Source organism: Sorangium sp. So ce381, from assembly GCF_051473845.1.
Classification (GTDB): Bacteria; Myxococcota_A; Polyangia; order Polyangiales; family Polyangiaceae; genus Sorangium; species Sorangium atrum.
In genome coordinates, this window is sequence record NZ_CP150336.1 from 1,124,154 (window position 1) to 1,141,973 (window position 17,820).

Sequence of the window (17,820 nt, forward strand, 5' to 3'; positions counted from 1 at the left end):
TTGGTAGAGCGCCGGGGCTCCATGGTCTTCCAGCCGCGCCCGAACCACCCCTACGCCGACGCGCCTCGCTTCCCTGACGGCGACGACGTCTCCATCGACGCCTTGATCCCGGGCGCCGGCCCCGTCGAGATCGAGATCGGCCCTGGCCGCGGCGGCTTCCTGTTCGAGCGCGCGGCGGCGAGCCCCGAGGCGCGGCTGCTCGGGCTGGAGATCCGCCTGAAGTGGGCGGCGATCGTCGACGGGCGCCTGAGGAAGGGCGGCCTCGGCGGACGCGTGCGGGCGCTCAACGCCGACGCGCGCGAGGCGCTCGCGCGGCTCCGGCCCGACGCGTCGATCGCGCGGTTTTTCCTGCACTTCCCGGATCCGTGGTGGAAGAAGCGCCACGCGAAGCGCCTCGTGATGGGCCCGGCGCTGCTCGACAGCCTCGCGCGCCTGCTCGTGGACGGCGGCGAGCTCTTCGTGCAGACCGACGTCGAGGAGCGCGGCGCGCTCTACGCCGAGCAGATCGGCGCGCACCCCGCGTTCGAGCCGGCGGGCGACGCGCCCGGCTCTCCGCACCTCGCCGAGAACCCCTACGGCGCGCGGAGCCCCCGCGAGCACCACGCGATCGCCGACGGGCTGCCGGTGAGCCGGCTGCTCTACCGGAGGCGGCCGCGGGCGGCCGTCGGCGCGCGATTGGAACCAAGCCGCGACGATGGCTGAGCCCGCTGGGCGCGGTGGATGAGGCGCGCGAGGCGGAAGGCGACAACGCTGCACGTCACGCCCTCGAACATCGAGTGCATCGCGGCCGCCGTCGCGATCCTCGCCCGGACATTCATCATGGCGCGCCTGCGGCGGGGCGATCTGTAGTCGGGTGATCAGAAGCTCCTGCGAAGCGCGCTGAGCTGGCCATTGCCGGTCGCGGCAGGGGGCCGAGCCTGCGCGCCGAGCAGAGCCCATCGTCGCATGTGCGCCGCCGACCCTCGTCGTGGGCCGACACCGCCGTGGCGACGCAACAGTGGGAGTTGCGCGCCTCGTTGTCGAGGACGCGGCCGGTCGGCCGTTATCGAGGCTCAGGTGTGTCCTGCTGAAATGCGGGCCATCTTTCATGGGGACGCGAGGGGCGAGCGAACGAGTCGCCCTGGGCTCTCCGTGGCTCCCCGTACAGAGGCTGAGGCTCTCGGGACTCGAGATGAAGAAAGCTGAGCCGCGCGCGCCGTCTGCAGCGACAGCGGTCCATGGGAGTCGTCGAAGCTGCCCAGAGCAAGCCTCGATGTTGGCACGACTCCACTTACCTCTTACACCTGGAGGACGGCATGCATCGTGCGCGCGTGAATATGTGGATCCTGGGTTGGCTGGCGGGCGTGGGCGTCTGTTTGGTACCGATGGTCGGATGTAGCAGCAACGAGAGCACCCAGGAGGAGACGAGCGCCACGTCAGGCTCCACCACCACGAGCACGGCCAGCGCTACCGGCGGAGACGCGGGGAGCGGTGGAGACGTGCAGGGGGGCACGGGCGGGCTCGGGGGAGCCGGAGGGCAAGGCGGGAGCGGTGACGGCGGCGCGGGTGGCACCGGCGGCGCGGGCGGGCTCGGGGGAGCCGGAGGGCAAGGCGGGAGCGGTGACGGGGGCGCGGGTGGCACCGGCGGCGCAGGCGGGCTCGGGGGCGCCGGAGGACAAGGCGGGAGCGGTGACGGCGGCGCGGGGGGGCAGGGTGGGGCCAGCGAACCTCCGTGTCCCCCGACCCAGACGTTCTGTGATCCCGCGTGCGTCGATACGCAGACGGACAGCATGAACTGTGGGGCTTGCGGCACCACGTGCAAAGCGGGCTCGACCTGCCATGCCGGCGCCTGCACATGCCCGCTGGCGGGGCAGACCTACTGCGATCCGCTCTGCGTCAACACGAAGCTCGATCAGTTCAACTGCGGCGCGTGCGGCAACACATGCGGCGGCGGCTCCTTCTGCACCGCCGGCGAGTGCACGTGCAATGCGGGGCTGGCGTACTGCGGTAGCCGATGCGTGAATCTCAGCAACGATGAGAGCAACTGCGGAGGATGCGGTACGGTCTGCAACGATGGACAGAGCTGCATCACGGGTATCTGCCGCTAGGGGAGTGGAGGACACGGAAGAGGGGGCTGCTCCGGCGCACGCTCACCACTCGGAGGTGTGATGAGCCTCGATGAGCCGCGTACCGTTGGCTGCGCCGTCCGCGACCTCCCCGCGGCCTGGAAGATCGTATAGCCGTTCCAGCTCCGGTCCGGGTCATAGCGGGTGACCACGGCATAGGCGTTAACCAAGCTTCCCGCTGCGTTCTCCTACATCCGAACGTTTACGTGGTCGTGGTCGTGGTCGTGGTCGTGGTCGTGGTCGTGGTCGTCAACGGTAGGCCGTGAACGACCACGACCACGACCACGTAAACGTTCACGTAAACGTTCACGTAAACGTTCACGTAAACGTTCACGCCGGGCGTCGCCGCGCAACGCTGCTGCGCAGCGAGCAGCCGACCAGCACCGGCGCTGGCCTGGGCGCACCGGGGACGTCGAGAGCGTCCTCCGGCCGCCGAGATCCGTGCGGAGGCGTGCGCCTCTCCAGGAAGGCGCGCGTCGCTCGCGGCGGCGGTGGCGTGGAGCGCGGGCGCTCCGTCCGCGAGGCGCGAGGCGCGAGGCCGAGTCGCGTCCGCCGGTGGGCTCGGGGGACCGGCCGGGCCATACTCCTCCTCGAGAAGCGGGCAGCATGGATTTCGACGTCGACTTTGCCATCGTGGGTTCCGGCTTCGGCGGCAGCGTCTCCGCGCTGCGCCTCACCGAGAAGGGCTACAGCGTCACCGTGCTCGAGTGCGGCAAGCGCTGGCGCAAGGAGGATTTCCCGAAGACCAACTGGAATGTACGGAAGTTCCTCTGGGCGCCCAGGCTGCTCTGTCACGGCATCCAGCGGCTGACGCTGCTCAGGGACACGCTCATCCTCTCGGGCGCGGGCGTGGGCGGCGGCTCGCTGGTCTACGCCAACACCTTGCTGGTGCCCCCGCCCGAGGCCTTCACCAGCCCCGGCTGGCCGGCCGGCACGAGCTGGCGCGACGAGCTGATGCCCTTCTACGAGCTCGCGAAGCGCATGCTCGGCGTGACAGCGAACCCGAAGCTGTGGCCGGCCGACCGGCAGCTCCGGCAGATCGCCGACGAGATGGGCCGGGGGGACACGTTCCACGTCGCCAGCGTGGGCGTCCTCTTCGCGAAGGAGGGCGAGCAGGAAGGGCAGCGCGTGCCGGACCCGTTCTTCGGCGGCGAGGGTCCCGACCGCGCCACGTGCGTCCACTGCGGCGGCTGCATGGTGGGCTGCCGCTTCGGCGCCAAGAACACGCTCGATCTCAACTACCTTTATCTGGCCGAGAAGAAGGGCTGTACCATCCAGCCCGAGACGATGGTCACCGCCATCGACGCGCTCCCGGGCGGCGGCTACGAGCTCACCCTGGAGCGCTCCACCGCGCTGCTCAGGAAGCGCCGCCGCACGCTCCGGGCGCGCGCGGTCGTGCTCAGCGCCGGCGTGCTGGGCACGGTGAAGCTCCTGCTGAAGGCGAGGGCCGAGGGCCGGTTACCCCATCTCTCTCCGCAGCTCGGCCATTACGTGCGCACCAACAGCGAGGTCATCCTCGGGGTGACGGCCAGCGACGATCGGATCGACTACTCCCGTGGCATCGCGATCACGAGCGGCATCTACCCCGACGCGCGCACGCACATCGAGCCGGTGCGATACCCGGCCGGCTCCGACGTGATGGGCGCGCTGGGCACGGTGCTCACCGACGACGCGCCGGGCCTGCCGCGCTGGCTGCGCTGGCTGGGGCGGCGGCTGCTCCACCCCATCGACCTGATCTCCGGGCTCCTGCCGTTCAAATTCGCCAGGCGCTCCACGATCCTCCTCGTGATGCAGACGCTGGACAATTACATGCAGCTCGTCTGGAAACGCGGCGGTATGACCACCCGCAGGCCGCCCGACCAGCCGAAGCCGCCGGCGTACATCCCCGTCGCCAACGAGGTCGGCAAGCGGCTCGCCGTGCTGATGGACGGCACCCCGCGCAACGCCATCAACGAAGCGGTGCTCAACGTGCCGACCACGGCGCATATCCTCGGCGGCTGCGCCATCGCCGAGAGCCCCGAGCACGGGGTGATCGACCAGCGCAACCAGGTGTTCGGCCACGAGGGCCTCTATGTGGTCGACGGCTCGATGGTGCCCTCGAACCTGGGCGTGAACCCGTCGCTCACCATCACCGCGATGGCCGAACGGGCGATGAGCAAGCTGCCCGCGAGGCGCGACAACCCCGCCTTCTCCGGGGCCGCGCGCTGAAGGAGCATCGTACGCCTCTCACGGCAGCTCCGCGAGCGGGCCCTTCCTGTACGCCGTGTCGTTTCCGAAGTGCTCGTCTTCGTGGCCGAAGGCGCGCAGGATCGATGTGTAGACGTTGTGCATCGAGGCGTCGGTCTCGTACTCGGACTGGGTGGGATCCGCGCTCGCGCGCTTGTTGTAGTTGACGTGGCGGCCGCCCGGCCACCTGCCGCCTGCCTTGCCGGCGAGCAGGACGGGGATATCGCGCGGCGAGTGCCCGCCGCCGCACCCGAACTCGCTCGTGAAGAGCACGACGCTGTTGTCGAGCATCGTGCCGTCGCCCTCGGGGGTGCTCTTCAGCCCGTCCAGCAGGCGTGCGAAGAGCTCCATACGCCAGTTGCGGTTCGCGAGGATGGTCGCGCGCCAGTCCTCGAGCCTGTCGGGCTCCGCGCCGCTCGGGCCGACGTCGAGGCCGGCGTGGCCGAGGCTGTGGCCGAGGTCGGTGCTGTAGGGCTGGGGCAGCCAGCTCGTCAGGACGTCGGCGACCTGGAAGGTGGCCACGTGCGTGAGGCCGCACCGGAACGCATGCAGGAGGACGTCGACCAGCAGGGGAGCGGCCTCCTTGATCCCCCCTCCCGTGTAGGATCCGTATCCCTGGTACACGGGCGCCCCGCCGACGTCCGGCTTCGTGCAGGCCGCCAGGTTGGCGATGCCCTCGAGCTTCTTCTCCAGGCTCCGGATGTGCTCGGCGTGCGCGTCGAGCAGGTGCCTGTCGGCCGCGCTCACGCGCCCCTTCAGGGCCGAGAGGTGCTCGCTCACACCGTCGAGCACGCTCTTCCGGTGCGCGCGGAGCCGGAGCTGTTCGGGCGTCGGACCCGCCCCGGTCTCCGTGACATCCTGGAAGAGCCGGTCGAAGGCGCTCGTCGGGTCCTTCTCGCTGGACACCTGCTCGCCCGCCGCGTTGTACAGCGGCTCTCCGTAGTTGTGTCCGTCGACCATGAGATCGATCGACGAGAACGGCGCCGGGCTCTCGCCGGCGAGCCGCTGCGCGATCACCTGATCGATCGATGGGCCGAGCGCCCTGGCGTCGTCGCCTCCCGAGGTCGTATCGGCGCAGGTGAGCACGGTCGCGTTGGAGCAGCCGTGGTGACCGCCGTAGTCTCCCTGGAGCATCCCGGCGGCGTCGTCGACGCCGCGGAGCAGGGTGAGGTCGCCCTTGTGGGCCTCGAGCGGCGCCATCTCCTCGCCGAGAGCCTCGAGCGCCGACCCCTCGTCGCCGGGGGCCCAGAGGTCGAGCATGCTCCAGGCGCCCGGCTTCCAGGGATCCCCCTTCTCCCCGGAGGCGTGGCGGGACGTGATCGTGCCGCCGTGGCTGAAGAACACGATGAACCGCCTGGCCCTGCCGTTCGCGGCCCAGACGTCCCCATGGGTCGCCTCGAGGAACGGCAGGGCGACGCACAGACCGGTCGCGGTGCGGAGGAAATTCCTTCGGCTGAAAGCGGCGCGGCGCATGGGTTCACTCCTCCTTCTGGCGCAGGTGCAAGAAGGCATTGCTGGTCGTGAGGGAGAGGATGAGATCACGCATGCTGCCGCCGCTCTCGGGCGTCGGCGTGGCTGCCTCGATCGACGCGAGATCCTGGTCGATCGGGACGCGCCGGAGCGCCGTCTGGAAGAAGCGCTTCGTGAGGCAAGCGCGCGCCGCGGAGCTCGCCGCGAGGGCCGCCGACATCCCGACGCCGCTGTCGACCTCCACTTCATCTTCGTCCGGAGCGAGCGCAGGGAGGCTGCCGCGTGCGTCGATGTCGAGCTTGTAGGGGGCCTGTGCGTCCCCGCCCGCCTCCTGCGACTGCCATCGTCCGAGCGCGTCGTAATGTTCGAACGCGAAGCCGATCGGGTTGATGATCCTGTGGCAGCTCGCGCAGGTGCCGCTCGACGTCTTGGCCTCGACGTCCTGCCGGATCGTCCTGTGCACCACCTCGCCGTTCTCCTCGACGGCTCCGCCCTTGACCGGCACGTCGCTCGCGTTGGGGGGCGGCGGGCCGAGGGGGTGACAGAGCACCTGCTCCAGGATGTACGCGCCGCGGCGGATCGGCGATTTGACCTCGATGCTGCCGAACACGCTCAGGAAGCCCGCCCGCGTGAAGATCCCCGCGCGCTGATCGCGGGGGAGGGAGACCCACGAGAACGTGCGCTCGTCGGCGGGGCCCTCCACCCCGTAGAGCGCGGCGAGGGGCCCGTTCACATAGGCGTCCGTCGTCGTGAGCAACGACTCGAACCTGCCGTCCCCCTCGAAGAGCGCGCGCTCCGCGAGGGCCTCGAGCTCGGTGCGCATGGCAGCGCGCAGCCCGGGTGAATCCTCGGGATAGAACTCGGGGCTCTTCGGCGCGCTCTCGAGCGAGGCGTGCTTGTTCGTGCCGTCGAGCTCCAGCCAATCGGCGAAGAAGCGCCTCGCCGTGGCGCGGGCGCGGTCGTTCGAGAGGAGCCGCTCCGCCTGGGCGCGCACGCCCTCCGCCGTGTCGAGCGCGCCGGACTCCGCGGCGTCGAGCAGCGCGTCGTCCGGCGTCGTGTTCCAGAGGAAATACGACAGGCGCGACGCCCGCTCCCAGCCCGTGAGCGTACGGACGCCGGAGGCGAGCGGCTCGCTCCCGTCCCCGTCGCGGCCGAGCTCGACGAAGTAATAGACGTTGGGCGACTGGATCATGGTCTCGAGCACGACGAGGAGGGCGTCCTCGAACGACTGCTCCTCCCGCGCCCGGGCGTACTGGCCCTTGAGCATCGCGACCTCGGCCTCGTCGAGCGTGCGCCGGAAGGCGCGGCGCCCGAACGTCCGCACGAAGCTGTCCACACACGCCTCGTCGTCCGCGCCGCTCGTGTCGCACGGGAACACCGGTGTCCCCCACGACGCGCGCCGCGCGACGATCGCCTCCGCCGCGGCGTTGAGCTTGTCCACGGCGAGGAGCGAGGCGACCTCTCCCGCGTCCGGGTCGAGGTCGAGCTCGAGCCCCGGATCGCCGAACAGGTCGCGCATCGAGCTCGTGAACTGCTCCGGTGTCATCCGGCGCATCCCCGCTGGAGCGACGTCGACCAGCCCGCTCGCGCTCGGCGACCCGCCGCGGTCGCCTCCGAGGTCGCCGACGCAGCCCGAGAGCAGGTGGGACGCCGCGAGGACAACCGCGCCAGCGAGCGCCGTCGCGCGCCGCCCTGGCGCGGCGAATCTATCGAGAACGTCGAGGGGTCTCACGCGGTTGGGCTTCATTCGCTTCATGGCTTCAGTCCTCGCGCGGTCGCTGAACACAGCGGGCTGGATCGCAGGGGCGTCGACTCGATTCTCCTGGGAATTATCAAGCCGCGCTGTGCTGCGTGTTCGCTGTCCGTCGGGGATCGGCATCGAGCGATCGCCGAACCGGGGCTTCTATCCATCGTGGATAATCAATTATCTCATCGGTGGGATCCAGCTCATAGGCCGCATGGAGCTCATGCACCCTGTGCATATCCTACGTCATCGTCTCGAATGGCGCGAAAGCGACATCGGGCGCGAGTCTGGATTACATCCTGCTACATCGGGGGCGGAAGATGCGACAACAGCAATGTCCGGTCGCATGACAAAGTGCATCGGCGTGTCATCTTGCCGCACTGAGGCGAGAAGGCCTCGCGAACTGTAAAATTACAATGGAGCTTCTATGGCCCATATCGTGGAGAATTCTGTGAGAGTTCGAGCTTGCGTGACCGGATTGCTCCTCGCCGCCGGTTGCACCGGCGAGCTTGGCGGAACGACGTATGCCGACGGCGGTCCGGCGCCGCTCCCTCCGCCCGTCGTAAACATTCCGCCGATTCACGTCGATTGCAGCCACGTCGGAAGCGGCAAGGATTACCAGGTCGGCCCTGGCAAGGCGTTCGAGGCGATCGGCGACGTCCCGCTTGAATCGCTCGTCGCCGGCGACACGGTGCGCATCTTCTGGCGTGCCGAGGGGTACCACGAGAAGATCATGCTCGGGGGCCAGGGGACGGCCGAGCAGCCGATCCGGCTCTGTGGTGTTCCGGGGCCGAACGGCGAGCTGCCGGTGATCGACGGTGAGGACGCGACCACCCGGCCCGAGCTCGATTTCCCCTTCGACGGCCACCAGGTGCGGGGGGTCGTGATCGTGGGTCACAAGCACGACGACCCGTACGAGCTCGAGCCCACCCACATCACGATCGAGGGGCTCGAGATCAAGAACGCATCGCCCCCCCACGGGTTCACCGACAAGTCGGGGTCTCGGGCGACCTACGCGGATTTCGCGGCCGGCGTCTTCGTGGAGCGCGGCGATCACGTGACCATCCGCGCCTGCGAGGTGCACGACAACGCCAATGGCCTCTTCATCGGCACGGCCGGCGGGGATATCCTGACGACGAACGTGCTCATCGAGTCGAACTACATCCACGACAACGGCCTCGATGATTACAACGAGCACAACGTCTACAACGAGGCCTCGAACGTCATCTACCAGTTCAACCGCTTCGGCCCCACGCGCGGCGGCCACGGCAACAACATCAAGGAGCGCTCGGCCGGCGTGGTGATCCGGTACAACTGGATCGAGGACGGCGCCCACCTGATCGACCTCGTGGACGCGCAGGAGGCGACCGACTCGGTCGCGTTGCCGTCGTTCCACGAGACGTTCATTTACGGCAACGTGCTCCTGCGCAACGGCTACGGCCCGTCCATGATCCACTATGGCGGGGACAGCGGGGAGACCGAGTACTACAGGAAGGGCACGCTCCACTTCTTCGCCAACACCGTCTTCGTCAACAACGACGACTACGAGGACTACGATCGCTCTTCGATGTTCGAGGCCTCGACCAACGACGAGCGGATCGACGCCCGCAACAACGTGTTCGCCAGCAGCCTGGAGCCGACCGAGCTCCGCGCGGTGACCTTCCTCGGGGACCGCGACGGTGTGGCCGCCGGGGCACTCACCCTGTCCGGGAACTGGGTGACGAACGGATGGCTGCCGTTCGATCCCGTCCGCGAGGTGGTGAAGGTGGTCGGGCGGGTGGACGGCCTGGACGACTCGCTCTTCGGCGTCGATCCGGCGTTCGCTTCGGAGGCAGACCACGACTTCATGCCGGCCGCGAGCGCGCCGCTCATCGGCGCCGGCGCGTCGCTCGACGGCCTCCCGCCGGTCGAGCACCAGTACACGCCGCACCAGCAGGCCAGGGCGCGCAACGACGGCGCGAGCCTCACGATCGGCGCGTTCGGGCGGTAGCCCGCGCCGCGCAGTCCCGCGCGGCGAGGCTCACCCCGCAGCCCGCGGGGGTCGACTCCCACAACCAGGTCGGCTCGCCCGTGAGGGCTCACGCCTTGCAGAGGGCGGCGCATGCGCTGGATCGGATGCGCCTTGCCCCGCGCGAGGCGCAAAGGATGCGTGTCCTCGGCACGCTTTGCCGGAGAGGTTGCGGTCACCCTGTCGCTCGTGGGCCTGCTCGCGGGGTGCGGCGCGGAAGAGCCGCCGCCGGACCTCCGGCAGCCGGCGGGCTGGGACGACGCGCTGCGGCTGCCGGATGCCGAGGAGCACGACCCCGCGCCGGACGTTGTCGAGGTGCACCTCGAGGCCAAGGTGGCCGAGATCGAGGTGGTCCCAGGCCTCACGACCGAGGTCTGGACCTACAACGGGATGCTCCCCGGTCCGACGATCCGCGCGAAGAAGGGCGATCGCGTGGTGGTGAAGTTCGAGAACCACCTGCCCGAGGCGACGACGGTCCACTGGCATGGTCTGCGCGTGCCGGCGGCCATGGATGGGACGCAGCACGTGCAGGAGCCGATCGAGCCGGGCGAGGGCTTCGAGTACTCCTTCACCGTGCCGGACGCGGGCACGTTCTGGTACCACCCGCACCTTCGCTCGAGCGCCCAGGTCGGCGCGGGCCTCTACGGCGCGTTCGTCGTCGAGGAGGCCGCGGAGGAGGCGCCGCTCGGCGACGAGCTGCTGCTCGTGATGAGCGACATTGGCATCGAGGAAGACGGCTCGCTCACCGCCGCCGACGAGAGCGGATGGTTCGGCGATTACTTCGGGCGCGAGGGATCGAGGGTCCTGGTCAACGGGAAGATCTTGCCGACGGTCGCCGCCCGGGAGGGCGTTCCGCAGCGCTGGCGGGTGGTCAACGCCGCGCGCAGCCGCTATTTTCGCTTCGCGGTGCCGGGCCAGCCGCTCGTGAGCATCGGCGGAGACGGGGGCCTCGCGGAGAGCCCGCTACCGGTGGACGAGGTGACGCTCGCCCCGGGGGAGCGCGCTGAGCTCTACCTGCTGCCCGTCGAGGGCCAGTCGGTGGTGATCCCGCTCCTGGACGCGAATCGATTCCACCTGCCGAGCGAGAACGATCCCAAGGACCTCATGCGCCTCGAGCTGGCCGACGAGCCTCCGGGGCGCGGCGCGCCGCCGCTTCCCGAGCGACTGGCAGAGATCGCCTCGATCGACACGACGGGCGCGCAGCGGCAGGCGGTGGAGTTCATGGAGCAGGGCGACGCCGACGGAGCGGTGCTCGGGATCAACGGCCAGACAGGCGGCTCTCTCATGTTCTCTGCGAAGACGAACACGGTCGAGACCTGGACGCTGACGAACACCACCAACTACGATCACCCGTTCCACCTGCACGGGTTCTTCTTTCAGGTGCTCGACATCGACGGCGCCGGGCCGCCCGTGCGCGCATGGCGCGATACCGTCAGCCTGGTGCCTGGAGAGACCGTGCGGATCGCGATTCCGTTCGACGACCGCGCCGGTATGTGGATGTTCCACTGTCACATCCTCGACCACGCGGATCTGGGGATGATGGCGATGCTCCACCTGATGCCGTGAACGGTCCCTCCGATGAGGTGCGAGGGCCGCAGGGCGTCAGACCCACGCCTGCGTCGAGGGATCCCAGCGCTTCCAGGTGCCTTTGTCGTCCATGTAGAGCTCGCTCTCCCCGGGGAGGGCGCGGAAGCGCGTGCTGCTGATCTTCAGATCGTCGATCCTCCCCGAGTAGTCGGTCTGCGCTTCGGCGCCCTTGATGCTCCGCATGTCGGCGACGAGCTCTTGCCCGCTCGCCTCGACCACCACATAGCCGTGGGCGTTGCTGTTGGCGTGGGCGAGGTGCGGGTTGATCTTCGTCTCGGGCGACGTGAGCAGCGAGTCGATGCTGAGGGCGAGCGCCGCGGCGCCCGGGAGCCCGCGCAGCGTCGGATCGCTCGCGACCTGGCTCGTCAGGATCTCGCGGAAGGACGCCGAGGAGACGGAACCGCCCACGAGCTCGACGATCTTCTTCGTGGGATCGCCGCTCGGGCCGGGCGTTCCAGCGTAGAAGGCGTGGACGTCGCCGGTGATCGCCACGACGCCCCCCAGCCCGACGAGCCTCTCGAGCAGCTCGTCCCGCTTGTTGCGGAAGCCGTCCCAGGCGTCGGTGGTCAGATAGAAGCTGCGCTTGAACTGGGCGGGGAGGGAGTAGGGGCTGAGATCGACGGCGAGCTGGACGAGGCAGAACTCGTTGCCCCAGACCTTCCAGGTCGCCTTCGAGCCTTCCATGGTGTCGAGGAACCAGGCCTCCTGCTGGGCGCCCATCATGTCCTCGCTCGCGCCCTGCGTCTCCTTGTAGCGGATGGCAGCGTAGATATCGAAGGTGTCCTTGGCGGTGAAGTAGCGCGTACCGATCATGCCGTACGCGTTGATCTTCCCGAAATCCACGTAGGCGATGCCCCGCTCCAGGCCCGCTTCCGCGGGGTCGATGAGCGGGATCTGCATGTCCGCCGGCAGGCCCTCGTTGGCGGCGGCGACGATCTCGTTGATGAAGGCGACGCTGATCTTCCCCGTCACCTCGGCGGGATCGTAGCCCACGGTCTCCGCGGCCCCGATGAGGACCGGCGCATAGATGCCGTCGCCGTAGGTCTCCACGTCCACGTAGGGCAGGGCGGCCGCGGGCACCTCCCCGAGCTCGGCCACGAGCTTCGGCTGATCGAGCGCGACCCTGCCGGGGAAAGCGTCCTCGGGGATGAGGTGATCCGGCCGGTAGCTGCGCAGATCGGTCATCACCAGGTGGACGTGCCGGCCGAACACGAAGTCGCGGTAGATGTGGAATTCGTCCGGGAGCGAGGCGCCCGGGTCGAGCTCCACATCGTCGCCGTAATCGACGGGCTGGTACTCGAACCAGGCCTGGTTCGCGGCCTTGCGGCGGTCCGCGTCGGTCTCGTCCTGCCGGCCGTCGAAATACGTGGCCGTGGCGCCGAAGCAGTCGTTCGAGAACTCGTGATCGTCCCATGTGGCGATCATCGGGAAGCTCTCGTGGACCTTCTGGAGGTTCGCGTCGGAGCGGTACGTCCTGTAGAGCTCGCGGTAGTTATCGAGCGATCTCGCCGCGTGGTAGGCGCCGTCGCCGTCACCGAGGGAGATGCTGCCGGCCACGTCGGTGAAGACGACGCGGCGCCCGCTCGTGCTCTGGAAGCTGGGATCGCCGTCCGTCTCGTAGATGTAATCGCCGAGGTGGACGAAGAAATCGAGCTCCTCCTGGGCGAGCGCCAGGTAGGGGTTGTAGTACCGCCCCACGTAATCCTGGCAAGACACGTAGGCGAAGCGGACCTTGACGTCGGCCTCCTCGGCCGGGGCGGTCTTGGTGCGCCCCACGCGAGACGCATAGCTCGTCTCGCCCTTCACGTAGATGAATCGGTAGTAGTAGACCGTGCCCGCCGCGAGGCCGCGGACCTTCACCTTCACGCAGTGATCGTGCCTCGCGAGCGCCTTCACCTTCGCCTGTCCGGCGTCGAGCGCCACCCGCTGCGCGAACCCGGCGTCGGTCGCGACCTCGACCTCGAGATCGAGATCCTCTGCGCCGTCCTGCACGCGGGTCCAGAGGACGACGCTGCCGGGGCGCGGATCGCCGGAGGCGACCGACTGGGGGAAGAACTCGGAGCCGTCTGCCAGCTCGCGCTCGTTATCGAGCTCGACCGGGTTGATCGTCTCGGGGTCGCCGCCGCAAGCCGGGACGACCAGCGCGCCGGCGGTGACGAGCGTGGCTCGAAGGAAATCTCTGCGCTTCAGCATCGGGCGACCAGGGAATCCTGGAACTTTCGCCGATGTCAATCTCCTCGTGGACCCAGCCGCTTCGCGCGCTGGCGGCCACGCCCGTAAAGCGCAAAGCGCGGCGTCCGGTGAGTGAGGTAAGTGGGCGTGCTTACGCATTGCCGAGCATGGCCGAGCATGGCCAAGCGTTGACGGGCGTGGTCAAACGTGGCCAAACGTGACTAAGCGTGGTAGATAAGCTGTCGGGTGCTCGTGAGTCCTGTCCTGGGACCGCATTGGTCTTCAAGGGATAGATGAGCTAAGTTGAGCGTTTATCATGCGGCAGCGGGGCAGGACACCGGAGGGCGGGTCCGACATGAGGTCGGGGCACAGCGTCCCTGACCGTCCTGGCGCCGAGCGTCGCGACTCGATCCCCCCGCCTCCATTCGGGCAGCCTTCCGGGCCCGGGCGTTCCGGCCCGTCCAGCGAGCGGTCGCCTGCTTCGAGGTCTGCTTCCTCGCGCAAGGTGCGGACCATCGACGTCCTCGTTCAGGGCGCGACCGTGGAGCTCTTCCACTTTTACGGCGTCGCCATAGCGCCTGCGGACCTCGGGGAGCGCCGCGACGAGGCGCTCGTCCACAGCGATCCTGCGAGCACGGTCGAGTTCTCTGCGCCCGGCTTCTCCGGCCTGCTGGCCTTGTCGGCGCACCCCGGCGTGTTTCGCGGGATGACGGGGCTGCCGCCCACGCTCGATAGCGTCGACGACTGGATGCGCGAGGTCGTCAATCAGCTCATGGGAAAGGTGAAGAGCCGCCTCGCGCGGTTCCAGATAGCGCTTCACGCAGAGCTGCCGCAGCTGCGCCGCGCGACCGACGTGGCGCGCCGGTACCGGGGCAGCAAACAGCAGTTCTGCTATGCCTTCCGGACGTTGAAGGGCGAGGTGGTCGTCACGCTGGGCGGCGACTTCGACGAGAGCTCGCTGGTGTTCTCGAACTCGTCGCCGCTCCCGCTCGATGGCAAGGTGATCCTGTTCTGAGCCCTCTTGCGCGGCACAGCGCTGCCGCGGCGCCGCTGCCGGTGGCGGCAGGGGGCGGCAGGCGCTCCGGTCGCGGCGGGCGCCGGGGCGACGCCGGCGCCAGGGCTCTGCGCATGCGCGAGAGATGCCGTGACGAGCACTGCTCCGATGGACGCGCTCGACGCGCGCGCAAGGCGCCGTGCCGGCGCTCGCGGCAGTGAACTCCGACCCATCATCATTGATTTCTCCCCGTCCGCGGAGCCTTCGTTGCGGTTCCAGCCGACGTCGCACGCGCTCTTGCGGACTTGCGAACTTCACGCGTAGCATACACAGCGACGAGGACGGGCGGGGAACTCGACGCGCTCCATCACGCTCGCACCACAGTTGGGTGAGACATCACAACAGGAAAGAACGTGAATCAGGAGAGCACACATGGTGTGCGGGCGAACGTCGATGATGACTCCACGTGTGCACGCGTCGGTCGTCGTTCGCGTCGTTCGCGTCGTTCGCGTCGTTCGCGTCGTTCGCGTCGTTCGCGTCGTTCGCGTCGTTCGCGTCGCGCGCGTCACGCGCGGGGCTCAGCTCGCCCGGTGCTCGTGCTGAGCGCGCCGCGCGCGGGGACAGGCGTTCGCGCGAGATCCCTCGTCACGAAGCACACGAGATGCGCGCGGGCGCCGCGCCGCGCGGGCCACGCCGGAGGGACGGGGGCATGCCGACATTGCGTAGCGCTTCGATTCGACTGAAGCTGTGGTCGCTCGCCGGCGTCCCCGTCGCGGGGGCCCTGCTGCTGGCGGCGATGATCGTCGGCGACGCGCGGCAGCAGGCGGCGAGGGCGGCGGGGATAGGCTCCATCGAGGACCTCGCGCAGCTCTCCTCGATCATGGCGAAGCCGCTGCACGCCCTCCAGAAGGAGCGGGCGTGGACCGCGCTGGTCGAGGGGCTGGAGGCCCGGCCTCCGGAGACGACCGACGTCGAGGTCGAGCGGCGCGCCACGCCGCCGCTCAATCGCGCGGCGGAGCTCCTGCGCGCCGGCGGCCATCTCCGGGACGCGCGGGCGGCGACCGACGAGAGCCTCGCCGACCTCGACGCGTTCCTGGCCGCGCGCGACCTCTCCGGGCTGCCGCGCCGGCTCGCCCGCGATCTCGCGGAGGCGCGCGCCAAGGTCGGCGAGCTCGGCGCGTTCCGGAGCGAGGCCGACGCGAAGACGGTGTCGCTCGACGGCGTGCTGAGGGTCTTCGGCGGCATCGACGTGAGCCTCATCCGGGCCAACGCCGGCCTCTCCGAGCTGAGCGACGAAGGCGAGCTCCTGCGCAGGATCCAGTCGATCGTCGCCGTCCACGAGTTCGCCGAGCGCGCCAGCCGCCAGCACGCGCTGCTCGCGCACGCCTTCGCGTCCACGCAGTTCGAGCCGGGCGCCTTCAAGACGCTCGTGACGCTGATGACGGAGGAGCAGCTCTATCACGAGGAGTTCATCGCCAACGCGTCGGAGCCGGCGCGGGCGCTCTACGACGCCGCCCGCTCCGACCCGCGCGTGCGGCGCGCCGACGAGCTGCGCGCCGCGGCGATCACGTCGACGGACGATGCGCTGGCGATCGATCACGACGTGTGGTTCGAGGCGCAGCAGGGGCGCGTCGACGGGCTCGCCGCGATCGAGGAGGAGGCGATCTCCGGGATGAGGCGCGCGGCGGCGGCCAGGGTCGCAGACACGCGGCGGACGGTGCGCGACGGCATCGCGGTCTCGGCGTTCGTGCTCCTCGTGTCGGTCGCGCTGGCGCTGGTGCTCGTGCGGGGCATCTCCCGATCGCTCGAGGTCCTCGGCGAGGCCGCGGCCCACGTCCGGCGGACGCGCGACTACACGACGCGCGCCCGCAAGACCGCCGACGACGAGTTCGGGGCGCTCACGGACGCCTTCAACGAGATGCTGGCGGGCATCCAGGCGCGCGACGAGGTGCTCGAGGGGCACCGGCAGAACCTCGAGGCCACTGTCGCGGAGCGGACCTCGGAGCTCGAGAAGCGCAACCGGGAGATGCGCCTCGTCCTCGACAACGTCGATCAGGCCCTCGTGACGATCCACCGGGACGGCACGATGGAGCCCGTGCACTCCGCCGCCTTCGAGCGCCTCTTCGGCGTACCGGCGGGCGATGAGCACTTCGCCGATCGCATCGCCGGCCACGATCCGCGGGCCCGCGCGTTCCTCAGGATGGGGTGGGAGGCCGCCTGCGACGACTTCCTCCCGCTCGAGGTCGTCCTCGACCAGCTCCCGAAGACCCTGCACCGCGAGGGCCGCTACCTCGCGCTCGGCTTCAAGCCGATCCTGTCGGGAGAGGGCCAGTTCAGCGGGGCGCTGATGGTGATCACGGACGTCACGTCCACGATCGCCTCCGTGCGCGAGGCCGAGCAGCAGCACGAGTATATCCAGGTGTTCGAGCGGGCCGTGAAGGACCGGCTCGGCCTCGTCGGCTTCGTCAACGACACGACCAAGCTCGTCGACGCGGTGAGCGCGCGGTCCAGCGGCGAGGTGGACGAGGTGATGCGCCTCGTGCACACGATCAAGGGGAACGCCGGGCTCTGGGACGTGACGAGCGTGGCGAGGGTGGCGCACGAGATCGAGAGCTTCGTCGTCGAGGAGCGCGCGCTGCCGTCCGACGAGCAGATCGACGCGCTGAGGGACGTGTGGCTCGCGTTCGTGGGGCGCGTGAGCGTCCTGCTCGCGTCGACGGCGCAGTCCTCGCGCGCCGACGTCGGCCACGAAGAGGTCGATGCCTTGCTCGCCATGGTGCGCCAGCGCCGCGATCCGGCCGAGATCGAGCGGGCCATCGCGGCCTTCCGCGACGAGCGGACCGAGGTGCGGTTCAGCCGGATGAAGGACCAGGCCGAGACGCTGGCCCGGAAGCTCGGCAAGCCGAAGCCCGACGTGCGCATCGACGCCGGGGGCGTCCGGCTGCCCGCGTCGCGGTTCGCCGGGATGTGGCAGGCGCTGGGCCACGTCGTGCGCAACGTGATGGACCACGGGATCGAGCGGCCGGAGGCGCGCGAGGCGGCGGGCAAGCCGTCGAGGGGCAAGCTCACGCTCAGCTCGCGGATGACGGCGGACGAGATCGTCATCGAGATCGGCGACGACGGCGCGGGCATCGACTGGGAGCGCGTGCGCGAGAAGGCCGTGGCCGTCGGGCTGCCCGGCGCGACGCGGCGCGATCTCGAGGCCGCGCTGTTCTCGCCCGGCTTCAGCACGGCCGAGCAGGTCACCGACGTCTCCGGCCGCGGCGTCGGTCTCGGCGTCGCGCTCCACGAGTGCCGGCGGCTCGCCGGCCGGGTCGAGCTCGACACCGAGCGAGGCCGGGGGACGACCTTCCGCTTCCGGTTCCCCCGGGAGCCGAGCGACGCCGCGGGGGTGTCGCTCACGACTGCCTCGCTGCCGCCTCCGAGCGGGCGGGCCTCGCTGGTACCTCCCCCTTCGCGGGGCGGATCGAGCCCGGGCATGGCGTCGGGGAGCGCGTGACACGGTGAGCACATC

General features: G+C 69.7%; 12 protein-coding genes. 8 read left to right on the top strand and 4 right to left on the bottom strand.

The annotated features are described in order from the left end of the window. Nucleotides 1-21 precede the first annotated feature (21 nt). The 3 genes from trmB to WMF29_RS04205 all read left to right on the top strand — a co-directional run bounded on the left by trmB (nucleotide 22) and on the right by WMF29_RS04205 (nucleotide 2,087). Nucleotides 22-702: a tRNA (guanine(46)-N(7))-methyltransferase TrmB gene (trmB, locus tag WMF29_RS04195; protein ID WP_437327597.1), complete on the top strand. Its 681-nt coding sequence runs from the start codon at nucleotides 22-24 to the stop codon at nucleotides 700-702. 18 nt (nucleotides 703-720) lie between these two features. Continuing rightward, on the top strand, nucleotides 721-849 hold the full coding sequence (locus tag WMF29_RS04200; RefSeq protein ID WP_437327598.1) for a hypothetical protein: 129 nt from the start codon (nucleotides 721-723) through the stop codon (nucleotides 847-849). Nucleotides 850-1,364: 515 nt separating this feature from the next. Next, nucleotides 1,365-2,087, top strand: a complete 723-nt coding sequence (locus tag WMF29_RS04205; RefSeq protein WP_437327599.1) for an MXAN_6577-like cysteine-rich protein — start codon at nucleotides 1,365-1,367, stop codon at nucleotides 2,085-2,087. A 220-nt stretch (nucleotides 2,088-2,307) separates the two neighbouring features. On the opposite strand, the gene WMF29_RS04210 is transcribed toward WMF29_RS04205, so the two are convergent. Continuing rightward, nucleotides 2,308-2,439 carry a hypothetical protein gene (locus WMF29_RS04210; RefSeq protein ID WP_437327600.1) on the bottom strand — a complete coding sequence of 44 codons (132 nt, stop codon included), beginning with the start codon at nucleotides 2,437-2,439 and terminating at the stop codon, nucleotides 2,308-2,310. A 272-nt stretch (nucleotides 2,440-2,711) separates the two neighbouring features. On the opposite strand from WMF29_RS04210, the gene WMF29_RS04215 reads away from it, so the two are divergent. Further along, nucleotides 2,712-4,313: a GMC oxidoreductase gene (locus WMF29_RS04215; RefSeq protein WP_437327601.1), complete on the top strand. Its 1,602-nt coding sequence runs from the start codon at nucleotides 2,712-2,714 to the stop codon at nucleotides 4,311-4,313. A gap of 18 nt (nucleotides 4,314-4,331) precedes the next feature. On the opposite strand, the gene WMF29_RS04220 is transcribed toward WMF29_RS04215, so the two are convergent. Beyond that, nucleotides 4,332-5,804, bottom strand: coding sequence for a DUF1552 domain-containing protein (locus WMF29_RS04220; RefSeq protein ID WP_437327602.1), 1,473 nt, complete (start codon nucleotides 5,802-5,804; stop codon nucleotides 4,332-4,334). 4 nt (nucleotides 5,805-5,808) lie between these two features. Then, nucleotides 5,809-7,557: a DUF1592 domain-containing protein gene (locus WMF29_RS04225; RefSeq protein ID WP_437327603.1), complete on the bottom strand. Its 1,749-nt coding sequence runs from the start codon at nucleotides 7,555-7,557 to the stop codon at nucleotides 5,809-5,811. Nucleotides 7,558-8,014: 457 nt separating this feature from the next. On the opposite strand from WMF29_RS04225, the gene WMF29_RS04230 reads away from it, so the two are divergent. Continuing rightward, nucleotides 8,015-9,535: a right-handed parallel beta-helix repeat-containing protein gene (locus WMF29_RS04230; RefSeq protein ID WP_437327604.1), complete on the top strand. Its 1,521-nt coding sequence runs from the start codon at nucleotides 8,015-8,017 to the stop codon at nucleotides 9,533-9,535. 159 nt (nucleotides 9,536-9,694) lie between these two features. Continuing rightward, nucleotides 9,695-11,119, top strand: coding sequence for a multicopper oxidase family protein (locus WMF29_RS04235; protein ID WP_437327605.1), 1,425 nt, complete (start codon nucleotides 9,695-9,697; stop codon nucleotides 11,117-11,119). A gap of 36 nt (nucleotides 11,120-11,155) precedes the next feature. On the opposite strand, the gene WMF29_RS04240 is transcribed toward WMF29_RS04235, so the two are convergent. Then, the gene (locus tag WMF29_RS04240; RefSeq protein WP_437327606.1) at nucleotides 11,156-13,333 is read right to left on the bottom strand and encodes an alkaline phosphatase D family protein; all 2,178 of its coding nucleotides are present in this window, start codon (nucleotides 13,331-13,333) and stop codon (nucleotides 11,156-11,158) included. A 484-nt stretch (nucleotides 13,334-13,817) separates the two neighbouring features. Here WMF29_RS04240 and WMF29_RS04245 point away from each other — a divergent pair, with 484 nt between their 5' ends. Further along, entirely contained in the window at nucleotides 13,818-14,327 is a 510-nt protein-coding gene (locus tag WMF29_RS04245; RefSeq protein ID WP_437327607.1) for a chemotaxis protein CheX, read from the top strand. A 688-nt stretch (nucleotides 14,328-15,015) separates the two neighbouring features. Continuing rightward, nucleotides 15,016-17,805: a nitrate- and nitrite sensing domain-containing protein gene (locus WMF29_RS04250; RefSeq protein WP_437327608.1), complete on the top strand. Its 2,790-nt coding sequence runs from the start codon at nucleotides 15,016-15,018 to the stop codon at nucleotides 17,803-17,805. Nucleotides 17,806-17,820 lie beyond the last annotated feature (15 nt).